We start from the raw sequence: 19,264 nt of genomic DNA, 5'->3' as shown, positions 1-19,264 counted from the left end.
ATGAAGAGCCCGCGGTACCGGGTGGCGGGCACGCAGCCACCCGGTACTGCCGCAGGAGAGAGACGAGAGAGGGGAAACGCGCGTGTTCGAGGATCTGGCGGGCGAGACGGACCTCAACGGCCTTGAGGACAGTGACTACGCGGCCCGTCTGCGCGACCTGGAGAAGGCGCTCGGCCAACAGCCCGCCTCCGAGGAACTCCTGCACGGCCTGGTCCGCTGGACCACCGATCACAGCGACTGGAACATTCGCAGGATCGCCGTGGAGACACTCGCCGAGCGGTTCCCCGACTCCGCGCCGTCCCGCGAGGCGATCTGTTCCGCCACCCATGACGACGTCGACTGGGTCGCGTTCACCGCCATCAAGGCGGCAGGCCGTCACCGGCTGCCCGAAGCCGTGGAACACATGATCCGTATCTCCGGGTGGCCCAGTAATTTCACGCGCCCCGGATACGCCCGTAAACCTGTCGGCTGCGGCGCGGCCTTCACCAAAAGGGCGCTGCTGGACTTCTTCGAATCGAAGGACCCCGGCGAGCTGCGCGCCCTTGAGGACGCACACTTCGCGGACAAGCACGCGAGTGTCGCCGCGGCCGTTCGCGAACGGGATCTGCGCGACGCGGTGCTCGTGCCTTCCGGCCCCTTCGTCGCCGGCGCGAACGCCACCGAGGTCGGCCCCTTCCAGATGGACAGCACCGACAATCCACTGCGCGCCGTGGAACTTCCGCCGTTCTGGATCGACCGTACGGCAGTGACAAACGCCCGTTACAGCGAGTTCCTGTCCGATACGCGCGGGACAAAAGAGTTCGCGCACCCCGACCAGCCGGAGAACAAGGATCACACATCCGCTCACCGGCGTGATCCTCGTTTCAATGATCCGTCCTTTCCCGTGGTGGGTATCGACTGGTACGACGCCTGGTCGTTCGCCAAATGGGCGGGGGGCCGACTGCCGTCCGAGGACGAATGGGAGAAGGCCGCCCGCGGCACCGACGGCCGCCGCTATCCCTGGGGCGACGAATGGGATCCCAAGAGGGCCCAGTTCGTCTCCTCGGCCTATGAATGCGACACTCCGCCGGACCTGGAGGCCCTGGAAGACCTCCTGATCCGAACGACCCTGGACCGGCCGAGTCATCCGGTCGTCGCCGCCGACGCGCTGCCCGCCGGAGCAGGCCCCTACGGCACGCTCAACATGGCCGGCAACGTCTGGGAGATGACCCGGACGAACTTCTTCACCCGGTCGGACATGGCCCCCTTCTTCAAGGGCCGCAGGAGCAGCGAGTTCATGAACCGCCCAGAAGCGTTCCATGTGCTGCGCGGGGGGACCTGGACCTCGCCGCCCGTCTGCCTGACCACGTTCTACCGCGGCAAGGACCTGTTGACCGATCGGCACAACGAAGTCGGATTCCGGTGCGCGTACGACGCGACCGAGGAGGAGGCGCGGCGTCATGGATGAGCATCTGGCGGACGAGGTGGCCGTACGGACCGAGGATCTCAAACAGGAACTCGTCGAGGCGATCCACCTCTTCGCCGCGCTCGGGTACAGCGAGGGCATCGCCGGCCACATCAGCGTCACCGACCCCGGCAGGCCGGGGCACTACTGGGTCAATCCCTTCGGGCTGGACTTCCACAGGGTGCGGCCGAAGGATCTGCTGCTGATCGATCCGGACGGCAGGGTCGGCTCGGGACGCGGCGCCCTCAACCCTTCCGTCGATCCGCTCCATGGCGAACTGCACCGCGCCCGCCCGGACTTGACGGCCTTCGCCCACACCCACTCCCTGTACGGCAAGGCGTGGTCGGCTCTGGGACGGGTGCTCGACCCGATCACCCAGGACGCCTGCGCCCTGTACGGCCGGCATCACGTGTACGAGCAGTTCGACGGCCTGGTCAACGACCGTCAGGAAGGCAAGGCCGTGGCCGCCACGCTGGGTTCGGGCACCGCCGTGATCCTGCAGAATCACGGCTTCCTCACCGGTGGGCGCTCCGTCGCGGAGGCCGCCTGGCTGTTCGTGGTGATGGAGCGGGCAGCGCAGGTGCAGCTGCTCGCGGAGACCACGGGAAAGCCGGTGGTGATATCGCACCACGTCGCCGAGCCGACTGCGGCGACGCTGGCCGGGCTGGAGTACGCCGAGCTGCAGTACCGCAATCTGTTCGAGTTGGCGGCCGGGGGGCACCGGCCATGAAGGTGGGGTTGACCTTCCTGCCCACGGTGGGCCCGTCGGAGGAACCCGCGCACCACTACTACGGGTCGTGTCTGGAGTTGTGCGAGACGGCGGACGCGCTGGGCTTCAGCCATGTCAGGGCCGTGGAGCACTACTTCCACGAGTGGGGTGGCTACAGCCCGGACCCTGTGCTGTTCCTCGGCGCGGTCGCCGCGAGGACGCGCCGGGTGCGGCTGGTCACGGGGGCCGTGGTGCCCGCCTTCCAGCATCCGGTCAAGCTGGCGGCCTCGCTGTCGATGCTGGACAACCTCTCCGGCGGACGTCTGGACGCGGGTTTCGGCCGGGCCTTCCTGCCCTCGGAGTTCGAGGCGTTCGGGGTACCGATGGCGGAGAGCCGCGCGCGGATGCAGGAGGGCGTGGCCGCGGTGGAACGGCTGTGGCGGGAGGAGTCCTTCCGCTGGGACGGCACGTTCCACCGGTTCGGGCCGCTGCCGCGGTTGCTGCCGCTGCCTGTGCAGCAGCCGGGCCCGCCCGTCTTCGTCGCCGCGACGGTGTCCGAGGAGTCCTTCCGCTGGGCGGGCGAGCGCGGATACCACTTGATGATCATTCCGGTTGTGGCGCGTCACGAACGGCTCGTCGAGCTCCTGGGGATCCACCGGGCCGCCTGGCAGCAGGCGGGCCATCCCGGAACGGCCCGCCTGCACGTCAGCTACCAGTGCTATGTCGCCCCGGACGCGACGGAGGCCAGGCAGCGTGCGGAGGAGCACTTCGAGCACTACAGGAGCAAGCAACTCGCCGCGTACTCCGCCTGGCGGGGCGTCACCTCGGACCAGTACCCCGGTTACGAACAGATGGAGGCCTCGGCCCGCGACACCCGCTTCGCCGATCTGCTGGCGGCGGGCACCGCGATAGCGGGAGACGTGGACGAGGTGACGGAGGCCCTGCGACACGTGGCGAAGCTCTATCCGGACGCCGAGGCCAGTCTCCACATCCGCTACGGCGACATCGGGCACGAGGAGGCACTGCGTTCGGTGACCCTGCTGGGCACCGAAGTCCTGCCCCGTCTGGTGGCGGCGGAGCTGAGCGCGTCGTGACCGGCCCGTCCCGCGTCGAGGAGCTGGTCGGCCGGATGAGTGCCCGGCATCCGCACCGGCCGGCACTGTCCGGGCCCGACGGCGACCTGGACTTCGCCGGCCTGGAGCGGCGGGCCTCGGCTCTCGCCGGCCGGCTGCGCCCCGACAGCGCGGGCGGCCACCGGGTCGCGGTGCGGATGCCCCGCTCGGTGGAGCAGGTGGTGACTGTCCTGGCCTGCTGGAAGGCCGGCGCCGTCTGTGTACCCGTCGACCCCGCGCTGCCCCGGCTGCGGGCCGAGCGCATGATGGAGGCGGCCCGCTGCGACCTCCTGATCGGTCCCGATGAGCGGATCGAGACACTCGGGGGCCGACGGGCCGGCGCCGACCGGGGGCTCGCGTACGTCTTCTTCACCTCCGGCTCCACCGGTGAGCCGAAGGCCGTCGGCTCACCGCACTCGGGAATCGTCAACGAAGCCAGGTGGACGGCGGAAGCCTTCCGACTGACCGAGCACGACCGGGGCAGCTGGCTCTCGTCTCCCGGCTTCGCGCTGACACGCTGGGAGCTGTGGTCGTCCCTGGCGGCCGGGGCCTGTGTCCGGGTGGCACCGGAGGGCACCGAATGGAGCGCGAAGACGACCCGGGACTGGCTGCTGGAACAGGGCGTCAGCTGGAGCATCGTCGTGACCTCCCTGGGCGAGCGGCTGTTCGGCGTGCGGTGGCCCGCCGCCGGCGCCCTTCGTCTGCTGGTCACCGGCGGCGAACAGCTTCGTACCTGGCCCCGTGGGCTCCCTTTCGACGTCGTCAACTCCTACGGCGTCACCGAGACGACAGGCGTCCGTTCGGTGGCCCGGCTGCCCCGTACCCCTCCCCCGTCGGGCCTGCCGTCGTGCGGCACAGCGATCGCGCGGACCCGACTGCATGTGCTGGACGACCGTTTCGCCCCGGTCGCGCCTGGCGACGAGGGGGAGCTGTACGTGGGCGGGTCCGGTCTCGCGCACGGCTACCTCGGCAGGCCGGGGCTCACGGCCGAGCGTTTCCTGCCCGATCCGTTCGCCGGTGACGGCGGGCGCATGTACCGCACCGGTGATCTCGTCCGCCTCGACCCGGAGGGCAATCTGGTCCCGCTGGGCCGGCGCGACCAGGAGCTGAAGATCGACGGGGTTCGCGTCGACGTGAGCGAGGTCGAGGCGGTCGTGCTGACCCACCCCGCGGTCGCCGCCACCGCAGTCTCGGTGTGGCGGGACGCCTCGGCGCGCGCCCGGCTGGTCTGCCACGTGGTGGTACGCGCGGGCGCCGGGGTGTTCCCCCACGAACTCCGCTCCCACCTGGCGGAGCGGCTGCCCAGGGCCATGGTGCCGACCGTCTTCCTCCGGGCGGAGAAGCTGCCGATGCTGTCCAGCGGAAAGCTGGACCGGGCGCGACTGCCCGTGCCGACGCCCGGAAACCGTATGCCGGAGAGCACTGCCCGGTCGCTGGACGCGACGGAGCTGGAAGTGGCCCGGGCCTTCGCGACGGTGCTCGGTCAGGACAGCCCGGTGGCGGGGCACGACGACTTCCTGGCACTGGGCGGCGATTCCCAGGGGCTGTCCCGGGTCCGGGCCCTGCTGATCCGGCGCCTCGGCGTCGCCCTGCCCATGAAGCTGCTGTTCGAGAAGCGGACACCGATCGCGATAGCGGCCGCGCTGCGGGACGGCGAGCACCGCGACAGGCGGGACGACGGCCTCGACACCGTGCGCGAGGACGACGACGGCAACCCCGGGGCGCGGCCCGCCGTGCCCGGTTCTCCGCTGCGTCTGCCGATGACGAGTACGCAGGAACGGATGTGGTTCCTCGAACAGCTCGACCCCACCGGAGCCCCCTACGTGGAGGTGCTGACGCTGCGGCTGAGCGGGCCCGTCGACGTGCCCCGGCTGCAGACCGCCTTGCGGGATCTCGTCGCCCGGACTCCCGCCCTGCGCACGGTCTTCCGCGTCGAGGACACCGGCCCCGTACAAGTCGTGCTTCGCGACGCGGGCGTCGAACTCCAGAGGGCCGGCCCGACCGTCGCCTCCGACGAGGAACTCCTCGCAGACCTGGCGGCGAACGGGCTGCTGGCGCCCTTCGACCTCTCGCGGGCGCCGCTGATGCGCTGGCGGCTGTACGAGAGCCGGGACGCGCAGACGCCTTCGGTGCTGGCCCTGGCCGTGCATCACATCGTGTGGGACGGACGGTCCGCGGAGATCTTCCTGCACGATCTCGTCACGCTCTACGACGCGGCGGCGGAACCCTCAGCGCTCGCACCACCCGCGCCGGGACCGCCCTCCGTCGCGGCCGGGAGCCGCGCGTCCGCGATCGGTCCGTCGACACAGAAGTGGCTCGACGGTCTCGCGCAGGCACGGCCCCAAGTCTGGACCGATCCGGTTCTCGCGCCCGGCGGCGCGGACCGTCTCGGCGTCATCGAGCGCGATGTGCCAGACCGGCTCGTCACCGGGATACGCGCTCTCGCCGGATCGCAGGGCGTCACCCCGTTCGTCATCGGTACGGCCTGCCTCACCGTGGCCCTGCGACCGCTGCACTCCAACGACGAACTGACGATCGCCGCACCTGTCTCCGTCCGCACGGACGAGGACGCCGACCGGATGGGGTTCTTCGTCAACCTCCTGCCCCTGAGCATCCCGCTGCACGCGACGACGAGCGGACGCACCCTGCTGGCGTCGGTGCGGCAGATCGCGCTGGATACCTGGCCGCACCGGTCGGTGCCCTTCCAGGTCATCGTCGGACATACGACCCGGGCCGCGCGGCGCTCGGCGGCGTATCCGCCGTACACCCAGGTCATGTTCCTGCACAACCGGCTCCCAGGAGAGGCGACCGCCGCGGACGGGGTGCGCTGGCTGATCGACCAGTTGCCGAGCCGGGCGCCGAAGTGCGATCTGCTGGTGTACTGGAACGAGAGTCCCGCCGGGTGGGTCCAGCGCGTCGAGTACGACCGAGCGCGGCTGGCACCGGCCGCCGCGGCCCGGCTGTCCGAGGACGTGCTCGACGCCTTGCGGACGCTGGCCGAGGATCCGGACGCGCCTTTGGTCACGCTGCCGGACCGCGTCCTCGGGCCGTTCCCCGCGACCTCGCGTCCGGCTGCCAAGCGCACCGACGCCGGGGAGCTCAGCGACAGCCCGCCGCGGACCGAGCCACTCTCCGAGTTGGAACGGCAGGTGGCGGAAGCGTGGGCCGGTGTGCTCGGGGTCGACGCCGTGGCCGCGGACGACAACTTCTTCGAACTGGGCGGGAGTTCGATGGCCGCCGCGCGCCTCGTCGTCGTGCTGCGCTCACAGCTCTCGGTACGCGTACCGGTCCGCCTCGTCTTCGACACCGACACTCTCGCCGCCTTCGTACTGCGGCTGCGGCAGGACCACCTCGGCCAACCACCCGCCCAGGGATGAGGAGCAGCCCGTGTCCGAACGCGCGACCCTGCGCCCCCGATCCACGACGACATCCGACGCGCCGGCACCGGACCCCGCCGTGGCGGGGCTCGCCGTACGCACGGGCCGGCTGGCGGCCTCGGCCGTCGGTACGGTCCTGCGCCTGTCCGACGCACCCGGTATGACCGCACTGGCCGCCGGCAGCCCCGCCCCCGAGACCTTTCCCGCCGCCGAGGTCGCTCAGGCCGTGGGCAGGATCCTGTCCCGGCCCGACGCGCTGCAGTACGGGGACACCGAAGGGCTGTGGCCCCTGCGGGAGTGGATCGCCGACGACCTGAGCCGGCTGCTCGGCCGTCCGGTCGCACCGGCCGCGACCGTGCTCGCCCACGGTTCGCAGCAGGCGCTCGACCTGGTGTGCAAGGCCATCCTCGATCCCGGTGACGTGGTGGTCGTGGACCGGCCCAGCTATGTGGGCGCGCTTCAGGTGTTCCGGCTTTTCGAGGCCGACGTCGTGGCGGTGCCACTGGCCGCCGACGAAGGCCTCACGGCCCTGGAGAGCGCCCTGCGTGAGGGGCTGCGTCCCAAAATGCTGTACGTCGTGCCGAACTTCGCCAATCCGACCGGGCTCAGCCTCTCCGCGGGGCAACGCGAGCGGCTGGTCGTGCTGGCCTCCCGGTACGGCTTCCTGCTCGTCGAGGACGACCCGTACGCCGAACTCGCCTACGACCGGACCGGGCCCGCCCTGCCGTCGCTGGCCGCGCTGTCCCCCGAAGCGGTCCGTATCGGGAGCTTCTCGAAGACTCTCTTCCCCGCCGCACGGCTGGGCCATCTGACCGCGCCGCCGCCGCTGACCGTCGTACTGAACAAGATCAAGCAGGCTGCGGACCTGGGCAATTCCACCTTCCTCGAACGCATCGTGCACGAACTGGTCCGGCCGCCCGGTGCCCTGGCGGAGCGGCTGGCCGCGACCAGGGAGGTCTACCGCGGTCGGCGGGACATCCTGGTCGGCTCGCTGCGCGACGCGTTGGGCGGGCGGCTGCACTTCGCCGTGCCGGACGGCGGGTTCTTCCTGTGGGCCCGGCTCACCGACGGCAGCAGTGCCACCGCGCTGTTGCCCGAGGCGCTCCGGGAGAACGTCTCGTTCGTCCCGGGCCGAACGTTCTTCGCGCAGGACCCGGACGACTCGACCCTGCGGCTGTCGTTCTCGTGTGCCGTTCCCGACCAGATGGCCACGGCCGGACCCCGGCTGGCACGGGCGCTGGAACGGATTCCGCGATGAGGGTGCTCCGCCTCGGCGAGGGGCTCCAGTCGCTCGACGAGGCACCCTTCCACGTGCCGGAGTTCCTGGCGCGGCCGCTGGTGGCGCGACTGGCGACGGCCGGCCCGGTGATCCGCCCGGTGTGGTTCCTGTGGGAAGAGGAGGCGTTCTGGGTGCTGACCGGACCCTGGTCGCGCCTGGAACACCGACTGGCGGCCGACCCGTCGTTCGCTCTCGTCGTCGACACCTGCGACCTGGTGACCGGCACGGTCAGGCAGGTCATCGCGTACGGCGCCGGGGAGGTGCTGCCGTTCGACACCGCGCGCGGGCGACGCAAACTCCGACGTTATCTGGGACCGGACGAGGCGTCGTGGGATCCGCGGTTCAGCATGGCAGGCGACCCGAACACGCGGGGGATCCGCTGGGCGCGGCTGACTCCACGGAGCCTGGACGTCAAGGACCAGTCCTTCCGGCCGTCGCAGGGCCGGGAGATCCACGACGTGCGAACCGCCGAGGTGTGACGGTGACGGCGAAGCGGGCGACACAGGAGTCGCAGGAGACCTGGACGTACCGGCGTGTCCTGCGCAGTACGCGGCTGACGGCGTTCCTAGCCGGTGACCTGGTGTCGAACCTCGGCGACGGCATGCTGCTGACCGCGCTGCCGCTGCTGGCGCTGCGCGTGCACGGCGACACCTCACCGGCTGTGGCCGTCTCGCTCGTCGAGAGCGCCCCGTACGTGCTGGGCACCGCGTTCGCCTTCGCCGTCGGGCTCAGCAAGGTACGGATCCCGCCGCGAGCCCTCGTCGTCTGTGACTGTCTGCTGCGCGCGGCGCTGTTCACCGGCCTCGGTGTCCTGGCCCTGCTCGACCGGCTGACGCTCGTGCCACTCGTCCTCGCCCTGCTGTTCGGCTCGGTGCTGCGGATGACGGCACTGAGCAGCCGCCGCCTGATCGCCACGGCCCAGGTGGACCCGGCGGGGCGGCTGGCGGTGAACGCCCTGCTGGGCACGACGAGCAATCTCGCGCTGTATGCCGCCGGTCCCCTCCTGGGAGGCGTGCTGGCCGCACTGACCGATCCGGGCTGGGCGCTCGTCTTCGACGGGGTCAGTTTCCTCGTTCTGCTGGGAACGGTGTGTCTGGCCGTACCGCCACGTGCCGGGACCGTCGAGGGGACGACGCTTCCGGCGTCCGGCTGGAGCATTCTGGGCCAGGTGCCCGTCGCGGCCCGGCTGTTCGTCGTGGTGTTCTGCTTCAACCTGTTCTACATGCCGGTGGAGGTGGCGCTACCGCTGCTGGTGGACGGCCGGCTCGGCGGCGGAGGCACGGCTCTCGGCGCGATCTGGGGCGGCTTCGGTGTCGGCGCGCTGCTGGGCGCCCTGACGACCAACGCGCTGCGGGCCCTCCCGCAGCAGCGGCTGCTCGTCGGCATCATCGCGATCTGGGCCCTGGTGCCCGCACTGCTGGCGCTCGCGCCTTCGGTACCGGTCGCCGTGGGCGTCTTCTTCGTCGGGGGTTTCGTCTACGCCCCGTTCGTTCCGGTGGTCTACACGTTCGTGCAGTCCGTGCTGGAACCGGACCAGCAGCAGCCCGTACTCACGCTGTGGGCGGCGGGCTCGGCGCTGGCCGGGCCTGTCGGGCTGCTGCTGGCCGGCCCTCTGGTCGTGTCGGCCGGGACCAGGGGCGCCCTGCTGGTCTCGACGCTGCTCACCCTCGCGCTGGTGCCGCTGGCCGGAGCCCGCCTGCGCGATCGGCCTGCCGTACCGGCACCGAAAAGCTGAAGCATGCCCCTTCCACCGGGGAGGGGGCCGGCGGGGAGCACCCGCCGAAGTGAGGGGAGAACACAGTGCGGGGTTGGAACGCGGCCACGTTCGGCGACACCATGCCGGACTACGACCTCCAGGACTGGGCTGTCGCGACGGACGAGGCGGAAGCCACCGAGTTCCTCGCCGCATACGCCAAGGACGGCTGTGCGCTCGAACTCGGCGTGGGGACAGGGCGGGTGGCCATCCCCCTGGCGCGCCAGGGCGTGCGCACCATGGGCATCGAGGGGTCGCAGGCCATGGCGGGGCAACTCGAACGCAAGCTGTCCGGGGACGAGGTGCGTGTCGTCGTCGGCGACTTCGCGGACGTGGCGGTGGAGGGGCCCTTCGACCTGGTCTACTGCGTCTTCAACACCTTCCTGCTGCTGCTCACGCAGGAGGAGCAGGTGCGGTGCTTCCGGCGGGTCGCCGAAGTGCTCGCTCCCGGCGGGGTGTTCGTGCTGCAGCTGTCGGCGCCGCAGGCCTACCTCCTGTCGGATCGTCAGTCGATGCACACGCTGAGCGTGGGCATGGACCGGATGGTCATGCTCGCGGCCACCCATGACCCGGTGCTCCAGCGGGTCGACCGTCAGCAGGTCGTGATGACCGAGGCGGGCAACCGTCTCTATCCGCTCGCCTACCGCTATGTCTGGCCCTCGGAGCTGGACCTGATGGGCGAACTGGCGGGCCTGCCGCTGTCCTGCCGCTGGGGCGGCTGGCAGAGCGAGCGGTTCACCGGCTCCGGATTCCATGTGTCCGTCTATCAGAAGCCCACCGGCTGACAGCGGGAGCTCCCATGGCGCACCTACCCTCTCCCCCCTCACTGGCCGAGTTCGCCCGGCGCCCGCGCCCGGACACGGCCCCGCTCTCCCACCAGCAGCGGCGCCTGTGGTTCGCCGGTGAGATCGGTGAGGGCGGCGCCTATCACTCGCCGTTCGTCTGGCGGCTGCACGGCGAGGTGGACGTGGCCGCGCTGGCCTGTGCCGTGGGCGACATCGTGGAGCGGCACGAGAGTCTGCGCACCGTCTTCCCGTCCGTGGACGGTCTGCCGCGGCAGAAGGTGCTGCCGCCCGCGGTCGTGTTCTCCGCGTCCGACACTACGAGGGACCGGCTGCCCGCGGAGGTCGGGGAGTTCGTCCGGATCCCCTTCGACCTGTCGGCCGATCTGCCCCTGCGGGTGCGGCTGTTCACCGTGACTCCGGCCGAGAGCGTACTGGCCCTGTCCTTCCACCACATCGCGGTGGACCGCTGGTCCCTGGGGCCGTTGCTGCGGGACCTGCGCCACGCCTACCGGGCCCGGTGCGACGGCAGAGGTCCCGGCTGGGCGGCCGTCCCGGTGCGCTACCGGGACTACGCCCTGTGGCAGCATGCCTCCCTGGGCGAGGAGTCGGACCCTGCGAGTACGGCCGCCCGCGAACTGGCCTTCTGGGGAAAGACTCTGCGCGGTCTGCCGGAGGAGATCCCGCTGCCGGCGGACCGGCCGCGGTCGGGCCGGGCGCCCGCGCGGTGCGGGACGGTGACCGTGACGGTCGACGCGACGACGCACCGGCAGGCCGTGGCGCTGGCCCGGCAGTGCCGCACGAGTGTCTTCGCGGTCGCCCTCGCCGCGTGGGCGGGGACACTGAGCGGGCTGGGCGCGGGCCCGGACGTGCCGATCGGCACCCCGGTGACCGGCCGGAGCGACATCGCGCTCGACGAGGTCGTGGGCTTCTTCGTCAACACCCTGGTCCTGCGCGTGGACACCTCCGGGGATCCCACGTTCCGCGACCTGCTGGGGCGGGCGCGCGAGGTGTCCCTGGACGCCATGGACCATCAGGAGCTTCCGTTCGAGCGGTTGGTCGAAGCACTGAACCCGCCGCGCGTACTCGGCCGACATCCGCTGTTCCAGACCATGGTGACGCTCAACGACGGTATCGAGGGCGGCCTGGATCTGCCCGGGCTGCGGGACGAAGCCGAGCCGGTGGAACTGGAGGAAGCCAAGTTCGACCTGGCGCTGTACGTGCGGGAGCGCGGAACCGTGGGGGACCCGGCCGGCATGGAGGGCACGCTGCAGTACTCCTGCGATCTCTTCGACCGGCCGACCGCACTCCTGCTGGCGGACTGCTTTCAGCGCCTCCTGACCCAGGCGGTCGCCGATCCCGGCCTTCGGCTGGGGCAGCTGGACCTCCCACGCGAAGCGCGCGAGCGGCCGGCTCAGCGGCGCGGTGCGGCGGAGCGGGCCGGTGCCTCCGCGGGAGGACTGCCCGGCCCGTCGGTTCCGTCGCCCGGTCCGGAAGGGGGGCAGGAGACTGCCCTGACCGAGGACGAGCAGGTCCTGGCCGACCTCTTCGCCGCCGTCCTCGACACGCCGTCGGTCGGCCGGGACGACGACTTCTTCGTCCTGGGCGGCCACTCCTTGCTGGCCACCCGGCTGATGTCCCGCGTCAACAGGGCCTTCGGCACCGGCCTCCCCCTCCGCGTGCTGTTCGAACACGCCACGGTCGGCGCTCTCGCCCCCGCCGTGCGGCGAGCCGCCCTCACCACCGTCCCGCGCACCCTCACCGCCGGTCCGCGCACCGAGAACGTGCCGCTGTCCTTCGCACAGCAGCGCCTGTGGTTCCTCGACCAGCTCACGCCCTGCCGCCCCACGTACAACATCCCCAGTGCGGTGCGACTGCGCGGTCGGCTCGATGCGGCGGCGCTGCGCGGGGCGCTCAGCGCGCTGGTCGCCCGGCACGAGGTCCTGCGCACGGTCTTTCCCACCACCGGAGGGCGCCCCCGCCAGGAGGTCCGAGCGCCCGCGCCGGTGAACCTCCCCGTGACCGACCTGTCGACGGCAGCCGATCCGGTGCGCGCCGCCCAGGACGCCGTGACCGCCGACGGCGCACGCCCGTTCAGCCTGCGGTCGGGACCGCTGATGCGGGCGTCGCTGTACCGGCTCGGACCGGACGATCACGTGCTGGGGCTGGTGGTGCACCACATCGTCTTCGACGCCTGGTCCGACAGCGTCCTGTGGCGTGAACTCAACACCCTGTACGAGGCGTTCACCACGGGTGGCCGATCCGACCTGAGGGATTTGCCGCTCCAGTACGCGGACTTCGCCGTCCAGCAGCGGCAGTGGCTGGAGAGCGGGCCCCTGCGGGAACAGACCGCGTACTGGCGCTCCCGGCTGGCGGACCTGCCGCCCTCCCTGGACCTGCCGACCGATCACGCCCGTCCCGCGCTCGCCGGACAGCACGGCGCCACGGTCACCTTCGAGGTACCGGCCGAGGTCGCGGACCGGTTGCGCGAACTGGGCCGCGCACACGACGCGACCCTGTTCATGACCCTGCTGGCCGCCGTGGGCGTGCTCCTGTCGCACACGGCCCAGAGCGACATCGTCCCGATCGGCACCCCGATCGCCGGGCGCACCAGCCCCGAACTCGAACACCTCATAGGGTTCTTCGTCAACACGCTGGTCCTGCGGGCCGACTGCTCGGGCAACCCCACCTTCACCGAGCTGCTGCGCCGCACCCGGGAGTGCGCGCTGGACGCGTACGCCCACCAGGACCTGCCCTACGCGCGGCTGGTGGAGGAGCTGGCGCCGCAGCGCGACCTCAGCCGCATCCCCCTCGCCCAGGTCATGTTCCAGCTGCTGAACACCCCCGTGGAGAAGGTGCGGCTGAAGGGGCTCGACGCGCAGAGGCTGCCCATCACCTCGGCCACCACCCGGTTCGACCTCGAATGCCACATGGTCGACCAGGACGGCCGGCTCACCGGGCATCTCGTCCACCGCACCGACCTGTTCGCACCCGAGCGCATCGAATCGATGGCCCGACGCTTCCAGCAACTGCTCGTCTCGATCACCCGGCGGCCCGATCAGCGCTTGGCGGACCTTCAACTGTCCCTGCCCGCCGAGCGGGAGCAGCTGCGCCGCTGGAACGGCACCGACGCCCCCCTCCCCCGTACGACGCTGCCCGAGTTGTTCGAACGGCAGGCCGCGAGCACCCCGGACGCCGCCGCGGTCACCTTCCACGACACCACACTGACATACGCACAGCTGAACGCATCCGCCAACCGGCTCGCTCATCGGCTGCGCGAACGGGGCGCGGGGCCCGGCCGTCTCGTGGCGCTCGCCCTGCCCCGTTCCCTGGACACGGTCGTCGCCCTGCTCGCCGTACTGAAGTCCGGCGCCGCCTGTCTGCCCCTCGATCCGGACTATCCGCCCGCGCGCCTCGCCCACATGCTCGCCGACGCCCGCCCGTCCCTGCTGCTCACCGTTCGTGCCCGGCGTGACGCGGTCCCGGCGGGCGACGCGGGCTCCCCCGCCGTCACGGTCGTACTGGACGATCCCGGCGAGTCCGCCCTGACCGCCCGTGCCCCGTCGGCCGATCCGGACCACTCCTCTCTCGCCCCGCAGGAACTGGCCTACGTCCTCTACACGTCGGGCTCGACGGGAACACCCAAGGGCGTCGCCGGCACCCACCTGGGGATGGTCAACCGGCTGCTGTGGTTCGGGCGCGCCTTCCCGGTCCGGCCCGGCGACCTCATGTGCGCGAAGTCGTCGATGAACTTCGTGGACGGCTCGACGGAGATCCTGTGCATGCTGGTGCACGGGGGCCAGGTCGTGCTGGCCGACGCCGAACAGGCAGGCGACGTCGCGCAGTTGGCCGGGCTTCTCGCCGCACACCGGGTGGGGCGGGTCATGATGGTGCCGAGCATGCTCGCCGCCCTGCTCGACGCCGGGCCGTCGGCCGAGAGCCTGTCCGCGTGCACGCTCTGGATCGCCGACGGCGAGGTCCTGTCGCCCGCGCTGGCCGAGCGGTTCGCGTGGACCCTGCCCGGCGCCCGGCTCGTCAACTTCTACGGGGCGACCGAGGTCAGCGGCGACAGTGTGTTCATGCCGGTGACCGGGCCGTACGAGCGTGCCGTGCCCATCGGCCGTCCCATGGACAACACCCGCGTCCATGTGCTGGACCGCCTGCTGCGTGAACTGCCGCCCGGCGCCGAGGGGGAGCTGTATCTGGCGGGCATCGGTGTGGCGCGGGGCTATCTGGGGCGTCCGGGGTTAACCGCCGATCGCTTCGTCCCTGATCCGTTCGGGGCGCCCGGGGACCGGATGTACCGGACCGGGGACCGTGCCCGCTGGTCGACGCGAGGGGTGCTGGAGTTCGTCGGGCGCGGCGACCACCAGGTCAAGGTCCGTGGTGTGCGCATCGAGTGCGGGGAGGTCGAGGCCGCGCTGCTGGCACACCCGGCGGTGCGGGGCGCGGTGGTGGTCGCGAGCGGGGAGGGGCCCGCCGCCCGGCTCGTCGCCTACGTCACCGCGCCGGCGGATACCCCCGTACCCGGCCCGGCGGAGTTGCGCGGGCATCTGCGGACCCTGCTGCCGGAACACTCGGTGCCGTCGGCGTACGTGGCGCTGGACGCCCTGCCCGTGAACGCGAACGGGAAACTCGACCGGTCCGCGCTGCCGGAGCCCGACACCGCGCCCACCGCGCACGGCACCGGACAGGTCGCTCCGCGCGGCTTCGTCCAGGAGACGGTCGCGCGGATCTGGGCGGACGTGCTGGGGCTCGCCGCCGTGGGTGTGCGGGACGACTTCTTCCAGTTGGGCGGCCACTCGCTGATGGCTCCCCACGTGGTGGCCACGATGCGCGAGGCGCTGGGCGCGGAGGTTGCGCTGCGCCTGCTGTTCGAGGAGCCCACCGTCGCGGGGATCGCCGCCCGGATCGAGGAGACACGAGAGAACCGGCCGGTGGAAGGCGCCGACCTCAATGCTCGACGAAGGAACGGAAGGAGCAGTGGATCCACGTGAGCGAACGAGCCGACGATGACCCCTTCGACCGCTACGCCGTGGTGGTCAACGACGAGCAGCAGTACTCCCTGTGGCCCACCACGAAGAACCTGCCGGCGGGCTGGACGCCGACCGGCTTCGAGGGACACCGGCAGGAGTGCGTCGACCACATCGACGAGGTGTGGACGGACATGCGGCCGCGCAGTGTGCGCGAGAGCACCGGAGACTGACCGGCCGGAACCGCCGGCGCCCCCTTGTGGGAAGGAAGGGCACATGGAAGCCGCAGCCAGCCACCTGGCCGGCCCCGCGTCGTACCGCGCGTACGGGCCGAGGAACCTCGACCGGGTGGCCGCCCGCTACGGACTCTCCGACGGCGTGCGCGCGACCGTCGAGCGCTTTTCGATGGTGCTGCCCTTCCGGGTCAACGACTATGTCCTGTCCGAGCTGATCGACTGGTCCGACATTCCCGCCGATCCCGTCTTCCAACTGGTCTTCCCCCAGCCGGGGATGCTGCCGGCCGCCCATGAACGCGCACTGGGGAGGGTGGCATCACGTGCGCCGTCGGACCGGCTGCGCATCGACACCGTCCGCCGCATCCGGGCGAGCCTCAACCCTCATCCCGGGGGCCAGCGGGAGCTCAACGTCCCGCTCGCGGACAGTGCGCGGCTGCCGGGCGTCCAGCACAAGTACCGCGAGACGGTGCTGTACTTCCCGGCTCAGGGACAGAGCTGCCACGCCTACTGCACGTACTGCTTCCGGTGGGCGCAGTTCGTGGACGACGCGGAGCTGCGCTTCGCCGCCCACGGACCGGAACAGCTGGTCTCCTATCTGCGGCAGCGGCCCGAGGTCAGCGACGTCCTGGTGACCGGCGGCGATCCGATGATGATGTCGGCCGCACTGCTGCGCCGTCATCTGACGCCGCTCCTGGACATCGAGACCGTACGCACCCTGCGGATCGGGACCAAGGCGGTGGCGTACTGGCCCGCGCGCTTCGTCACCGACCGGGACAGCGACGACGTCCTGCGGTTCTTCGAACAGGTGACAGGCACCGGCCGGACGCTGGCCGTGATGGCACACTTCAGCCACGGCAGGGAGCTGACGACCGATCTCGCACGCCGCGCTCTCGCGCGGATCCGGTCCACCGGGGCGGTCGTCTACTGCCAGGCGCCGCTCGTCGCACACGTCAACGACACCGTGGACGCGTGGACACAGTTGTGGCGGCAGGAGAGCGCGGCGGGCGCGGTGCCGTACTACATGTTCGTCGCCCGGGACACCGGCCCGCACCGTTACTTCGAAGTTCCGCTGTCGCGGGCCGTGCACCTCTTCCAGCAGGCCTACCAGCGGCTGCCGGGCCTGGCCAGAACGGTGCGCGGGCCGGTCATGTCGGCCTCCGCGGGCAAGATCGTGGTGGACGGCGAACTGTCCCTGCCGCACGGCCGGTTCTTCCAGTGCAGGCTGGTGCAGGCCCGTGATCCCGCTTTGGTGGGCCGCCCGTTCCTGATGCATCACGACGACAGCGCCGCGTGGATCGACGCTCTGCGCCCGGACGAGGCCACCGTGCCGGCGGACATCGCCGCGGCCCTGCTCGACGACGTGGCAGGGCCGCCGGACCACCCGGAGCCCGCCGATCTCGCCGCCGGACCGGACGCACTTTCCGTCACAGCCGAACAGCTGGAGGGCCGATGAGCGACGATGCCACCCGTGCGGCGCCGGCGGGCGGGCGGCCCGTGCGGTCCTGGCGGGTCTCCCCCAACCTGGCCCTGGACCGGCTCGTGGCCGAGCGGCGGGCGGCCGGGGAGCCGCTGGTGCACCTCGGGTTCGGCGAGGCGCGGCTGCCCGTGCTGCCCGAGCTGGTGGAGCGGCTGACGTCCGGCGCCGGACGCACCGCCTACGGCGAGGTGGCGGGCGATGCGGCCGTCCGCCGCAGCGGGGCCGCCTACTTCGCGCGCCGGGGGCTGCCGACCGGGCCCGAGCAAGTGGTTCTCGCCCCGGGTTCGAAGCCGCTGCTGATGGCGCTCTTCGCCGCGGTCGACGGCGATGTCCTGCTGCCGAACCCGAGCTGGGTGACGTACGCGCCCCAGGCCGAGCTGTTCGGCCGCCGGGTGCACCGGGTGCCGATCCCCGACCGGTGGGGCGGTGTGCCCGAACCCGAGGCGCTGCGGGCGGTGTTGCGGGACCTTCGCCGTGCGGACGGACGCCGGCGGGTGGGCACGCTGGTGCTGACCGTGCCCGACAATCCGACGGGCACCACCGCCCCGCCGGACCTCGTGCGCGAGGTGTGCAAGGTGGCTCGGGCCGAGGGGGTGACCGTCCTCTCCGACGAGATCTACCGCGATCTGCCGCACTCCCCCGGCCTGCCCTTCCTCAGCCCCGCCTCGGTGGCGCCGGATCACACCGTGGTCCTGACCGGGCTCAGCAAGAGCCTGGCACTGGGCGGCTGGCGGATAGGGCTGGCCCGGTTCCCGGACAGTGCCCGGGGGCGACGTCTTCGCGACCGGGTGCTCTCGGTGGCGAGCGAGGTGTGGTCGACGCCGTCCGGCCCGATGCAGGAGGTGGCCGCGTACGCCCTGGCCGAGCCGCCGCCGGTGCGCGAGCGGATGGCGGCCTCCGCCCGGCTGCACGGCGTCGTCGCCGCCGCGGTGCACGACATCATGGTGGCGCACGGTGCCCGGTGCCGTGCTCCCAGCGCCGGCTTCTACGTGTACCCGGACCTCGAGCCGTTGCGCGAGGACCTCGCCCGACACGGCATCCGGGACTCGGCGTCCCTGGCGGAACACCTGCTGAAGCAGGCGGGTGTGGCCGTGCTGGGGGGACACCACTTCGGTGACTCCGCCGGAGCCCTGCGGTTCCGGGCGGCCACGAGCATGCTCTACGGGGAGAACGCGCGACAGCAGACGGTCGCACTCGACTCGCCCGACCCGCTGCGGCTGCCCTGGATCGCCGATCAACTGCGTACGCTGGACACCGCGTTCGGCTCACTGGCCGCGCCCGAGGGCCGAACCCGCTCCCGGCACCGGGAGGCGACGTGAGCCTGCCGCCTCTCAGGCTCCTGTCCGACCGCCGCCGGACGGGCGCCGACATCGTCTGCTTCCCGTACGCGGGAGGCGGGCCGAGCGTCTTCAGGCAATGGCCCGCCGTGCTGTCCACGGCCGGCACCGTGTGGTCGGCCCATCTCGGCGGCAGGGAGGGCCGCTTCCACGTACCGCCGAACACCGAGCTGAAGGAGCAGGTCGCCGAACTTGCGGAGGCGGTAGGGGCGTTGGCGCACGGCCCGCTGATCCTGTACGGACACAGTCTGGGGGCGACCCTGGCCGCGCACGTCGCCCAGGAGGTTTCCCCCTCCATGTCCGCGCCGTCGCTCCTCGTCGTGGCCGCCCGCACACCTCCGTGGGCGGCTCCCGCGCCCTTCGCCGCCGACGAGCGGCCGACCGACGCGTGGACGGACGACGAGATCCTGGCCTCGTTCCGCTGGGCCGGAGGCATCGACGACGCGCTGCTCGACGACATGGAGCTGCGGGAGGTGTTCATGCCCGTCCTGCGCGCCGACGCGATGCTCGCCGGAGACCAGCAGTTCCTGCGTGAACGGGCTGTCGACTGCCCGGTGCTGGCCCTCTACGGGACGGACGATCCGCTGGCGGACGCGGACCGGACGGCGTCCTGGCAGCGGTTCACCACCGGCGCCTTCGCCCATGTGCCCGTCAGCGGCGGTCATCTGTTCGTGAACACCCACAGCACCGTGGTCGCCGGACTGGTGGCGGACGCCGCCGGTCAGCTGTCCCCGGGCAAGGGGGCGCCCGGCCATGACTGACCGGTTCCTCGACCGCCCCCGCCG

Annotated in this window: 13 protein-coding genes; all 13 read left to right on the top strand. The window is 71.7% G+C overall.

Annotation, left to right across the window (positions count from 1 at the left end; translation table 11 throughout):
* Positions 1 to 82: 82 nt before the first annotated feature.
* The 13 genes from ACZ60E_RS38825 to ACZ60E_RS38765 all read left to right on the top strand — a co-directional run bounded on the left by ACZ60E_RS38825 (position 83) and on the right by ACZ60E_RS38765 (position 19,240).
* A complete protein-coding gene (locus ACZ60E_RS38825) occupies positions 83 to 1,447 on the top strand; it encodes an SUMF1/EgtB/PvdO family nonheme iron enzyme (protein WP_469446704.1) in 1,365 nt (454 codons plus the stop codon).
* Positions 1,440 to 2,174 carry a class II aldolase/adducin family protein gene (locus tag ACZ60E_RS38820; protein WP_469446702.1) on the top strand — a complete coding sequence of 245 codons (735 nt, stop codon included), beginning with the start codon at positions 1,440 to 1,442 and terminating at the stop codon, positions 2,172 to 2,174. The genes ACZ60E_RS38825 and ACZ60E_RS38820 overlap by 8 nt, the downstream gene beginning before the upstream one ends.
* Entirely contained in the window at positions 2,171 to 3,247 is a 1,077-nt protein-coding gene (locus ACZ60E_RS38815; RefSeq protein WP_469446700.1) for an LLM class flavin-dependent oxidoreductase, read from the top strand. Before ACZ60E_RS38820 ends, ACZ60E_RS38815 begins: the two co-directional genes overlap by 4 nt.
* A complete protein-coding gene (locus tag ACZ60E_RS38810; protein ID WP_469446698.1) occupies positions 3,244 to 6,642 on the top strand; it encodes an AMP-binding protein in 3,399 nt (1,132 codons plus the stop codon). The genes ACZ60E_RS38815 and ACZ60E_RS38810 overlap by 4 nt, the downstream gene beginning before the upstream one ends.
* A gap of 10 nt (positions 6,643 to 6,652) precedes the next feature.
* Positions 6,653 to 7,900 carry an aminotransferase-like domain-containing protein gene (locus ACZ60E_RS38805; RefSeq protein WP_469446696.1) on the top strand — a complete coding sequence of 416 codons (1,248 nt, stop codon included), beginning with the start codon at positions 6,653 to 6,655 and terminating at the stop codon, positions 7,898 to 7,900.
* Positions 7,897 to 8,400, top strand: a complete 504-nt coding sequence (locus tag ACZ60E_RS38800; RefSeq protein WP_469446695.1) for a pyridoxamine 5'-phosphate oxidase family protein — start codon at positions 7,897 to 7,899, stop codon at positions 8,398 to 8,400. The genes ACZ60E_RS38805 and ACZ60E_RS38800 overlap by 4 nt, the downstream gene beginning before the upstream one ends.
* Positions 8,401 to 8,402: 2 nt before the next feature.
* Positions 8,403 to 9,656, top strand: coding sequence for an MFS transporter (locus tag ACZ60E_RS38795; RefSeq protein ID WP_469446693.1), 1,254 nt, complete (start codon positions 8,403 to 8,405; stop codon positions 9,654 to 9,656).
* Positions 9,657 to 9,721: 65 nt separating this feature from the next.
* Positions 9,722 to 10,459 carry a class I SAM-dependent methyltransferase gene (locus tag ACZ60E_RS38790; protein WP_469446692.1) on the top strand — a complete coding sequence of 246 codons (738 nt, stop codon included), beginning with the start codon at positions 9,722 to 9,724 and terminating at the stop codon, positions 10,457 to 10,459.
* A 14-nt stretch (positions 10,460 to 10,473) separates the two neighbouring features.
* A complete protein-coding gene (locus tag ACZ60E_RS38785; protein ID WP_469446690.1) occupies positions 10,474 to 15,453 on the top strand; it encodes an amino acid adenylation domain-containing protein in 4,980 nt (1,659 codons plus the stop codon).
* Entirely contained in the window at positions 15,450 to 15,662 is a 213-nt protein-coding gene (locus tag ACZ60E_RS38780) for an MbtH family protein (protein WP_385833470.1), read from the top strand. The genes ACZ60E_RS38785 and ACZ60E_RS38780 overlap by 4 nt, the downstream gene beginning before the upstream one ends.
* Before the next feature lie 43 nt (positions 15,663 to 15,705).
* Positions 15,706 to 17,118, top strand: a complete 1,413-nt coding sequence (locus tag ACZ60E_RS38775) for a KamA family radical SAM protein (protein WP_469446687.1) — start codon at positions 15,706 to 15,708, stop codon at positions 17,116 to 17,118.
* Positions 17,115 to 18,461 carry a pyridoxal phosphate-dependent aminotransferase gene (locus ACZ60E_RS38770; protein ID WP_469446686.1) on the top strand — a complete coding sequence of 449 codons (1,347 nt, stop codon included), beginning with the start codon at positions 17,115 to 17,117 and terminating at the stop codon, positions 18,459 to 18,461. The genes ACZ60E_RS38775 and ACZ60E_RS38770 overlap by 4 nt, the downstream gene beginning before the upstream one ends.
* Positions 18,458 to 19,240, top strand: coding sequence for a thioesterase II family protein (locus ACZ60E_RS38765; RefSeq protein ID WP_469446684.1), 783 nt, complete (start codon positions 18,458 to 18,460; stop codon positions 19,238 to 19,240). The genes ACZ60E_RS38770 and ACZ60E_RS38765 overlap by 4 nt, the downstream gene beginning before the upstream one ends.
* Positions 19,241 to 19,264: the final 24 nt, after the last annotated feature.

The organism is Streptomyces sp. NPDC102514 (assembly GCF_055584525.1).
The sequence above is the reverse complement of the archived record's forward strand: the minus strand, read 5'-3'. Positions and strand labels throughout refer to the sequence as shown.

Bases quoted from the DNA above. Each gene is read 5' to 3' on its own strand.
- ACZ60E_RS38820 (WP_469446702.1), top strand. From the start codon at position 1,440: ATGGATGAGCATCTGGCGGACGAGGTGGCCGTACGGACCGAGGATCTC.
- ACZ60E_RS38815 (WP_469446700.1), top strand. From the start codon at position 2,171: ATGAAGGTGGGGTTGACCTTCCTGCCCACGGTGGGCCCGTCGGAGGAA.
- ACZ60E_RS38800 (WP_469446695.1), top strand. From the start codon at position 7,897: ATGAGGGTGCTCCGCCTCGGCGAGGGGCTCCAGTCGCTCGACGAGGCA.
- ACZ60E_RS38785 (WP_469446690.1), top strand. From the start codon at position 10,474: ATGGCGCACCTACCCTCTCCCCCCTCACTGGCCGAGTTCGCCCGGCGC.
- ACZ60E_RS38775 (WP_469446687.1), top strand. From the start codon at position 15,706: ATGGAAGCCGCAGCCAGCCACCTGGCCGGCCCCGCGTCGTACCGCGCG.
- ACZ60E_RS38770 (WP_469446686.1), top strand. From the start codon at position 17,115: ATGAGCGACGATGCCACCCGTGCGGCGCCGGCGGGCGGGCGGCCCGTG.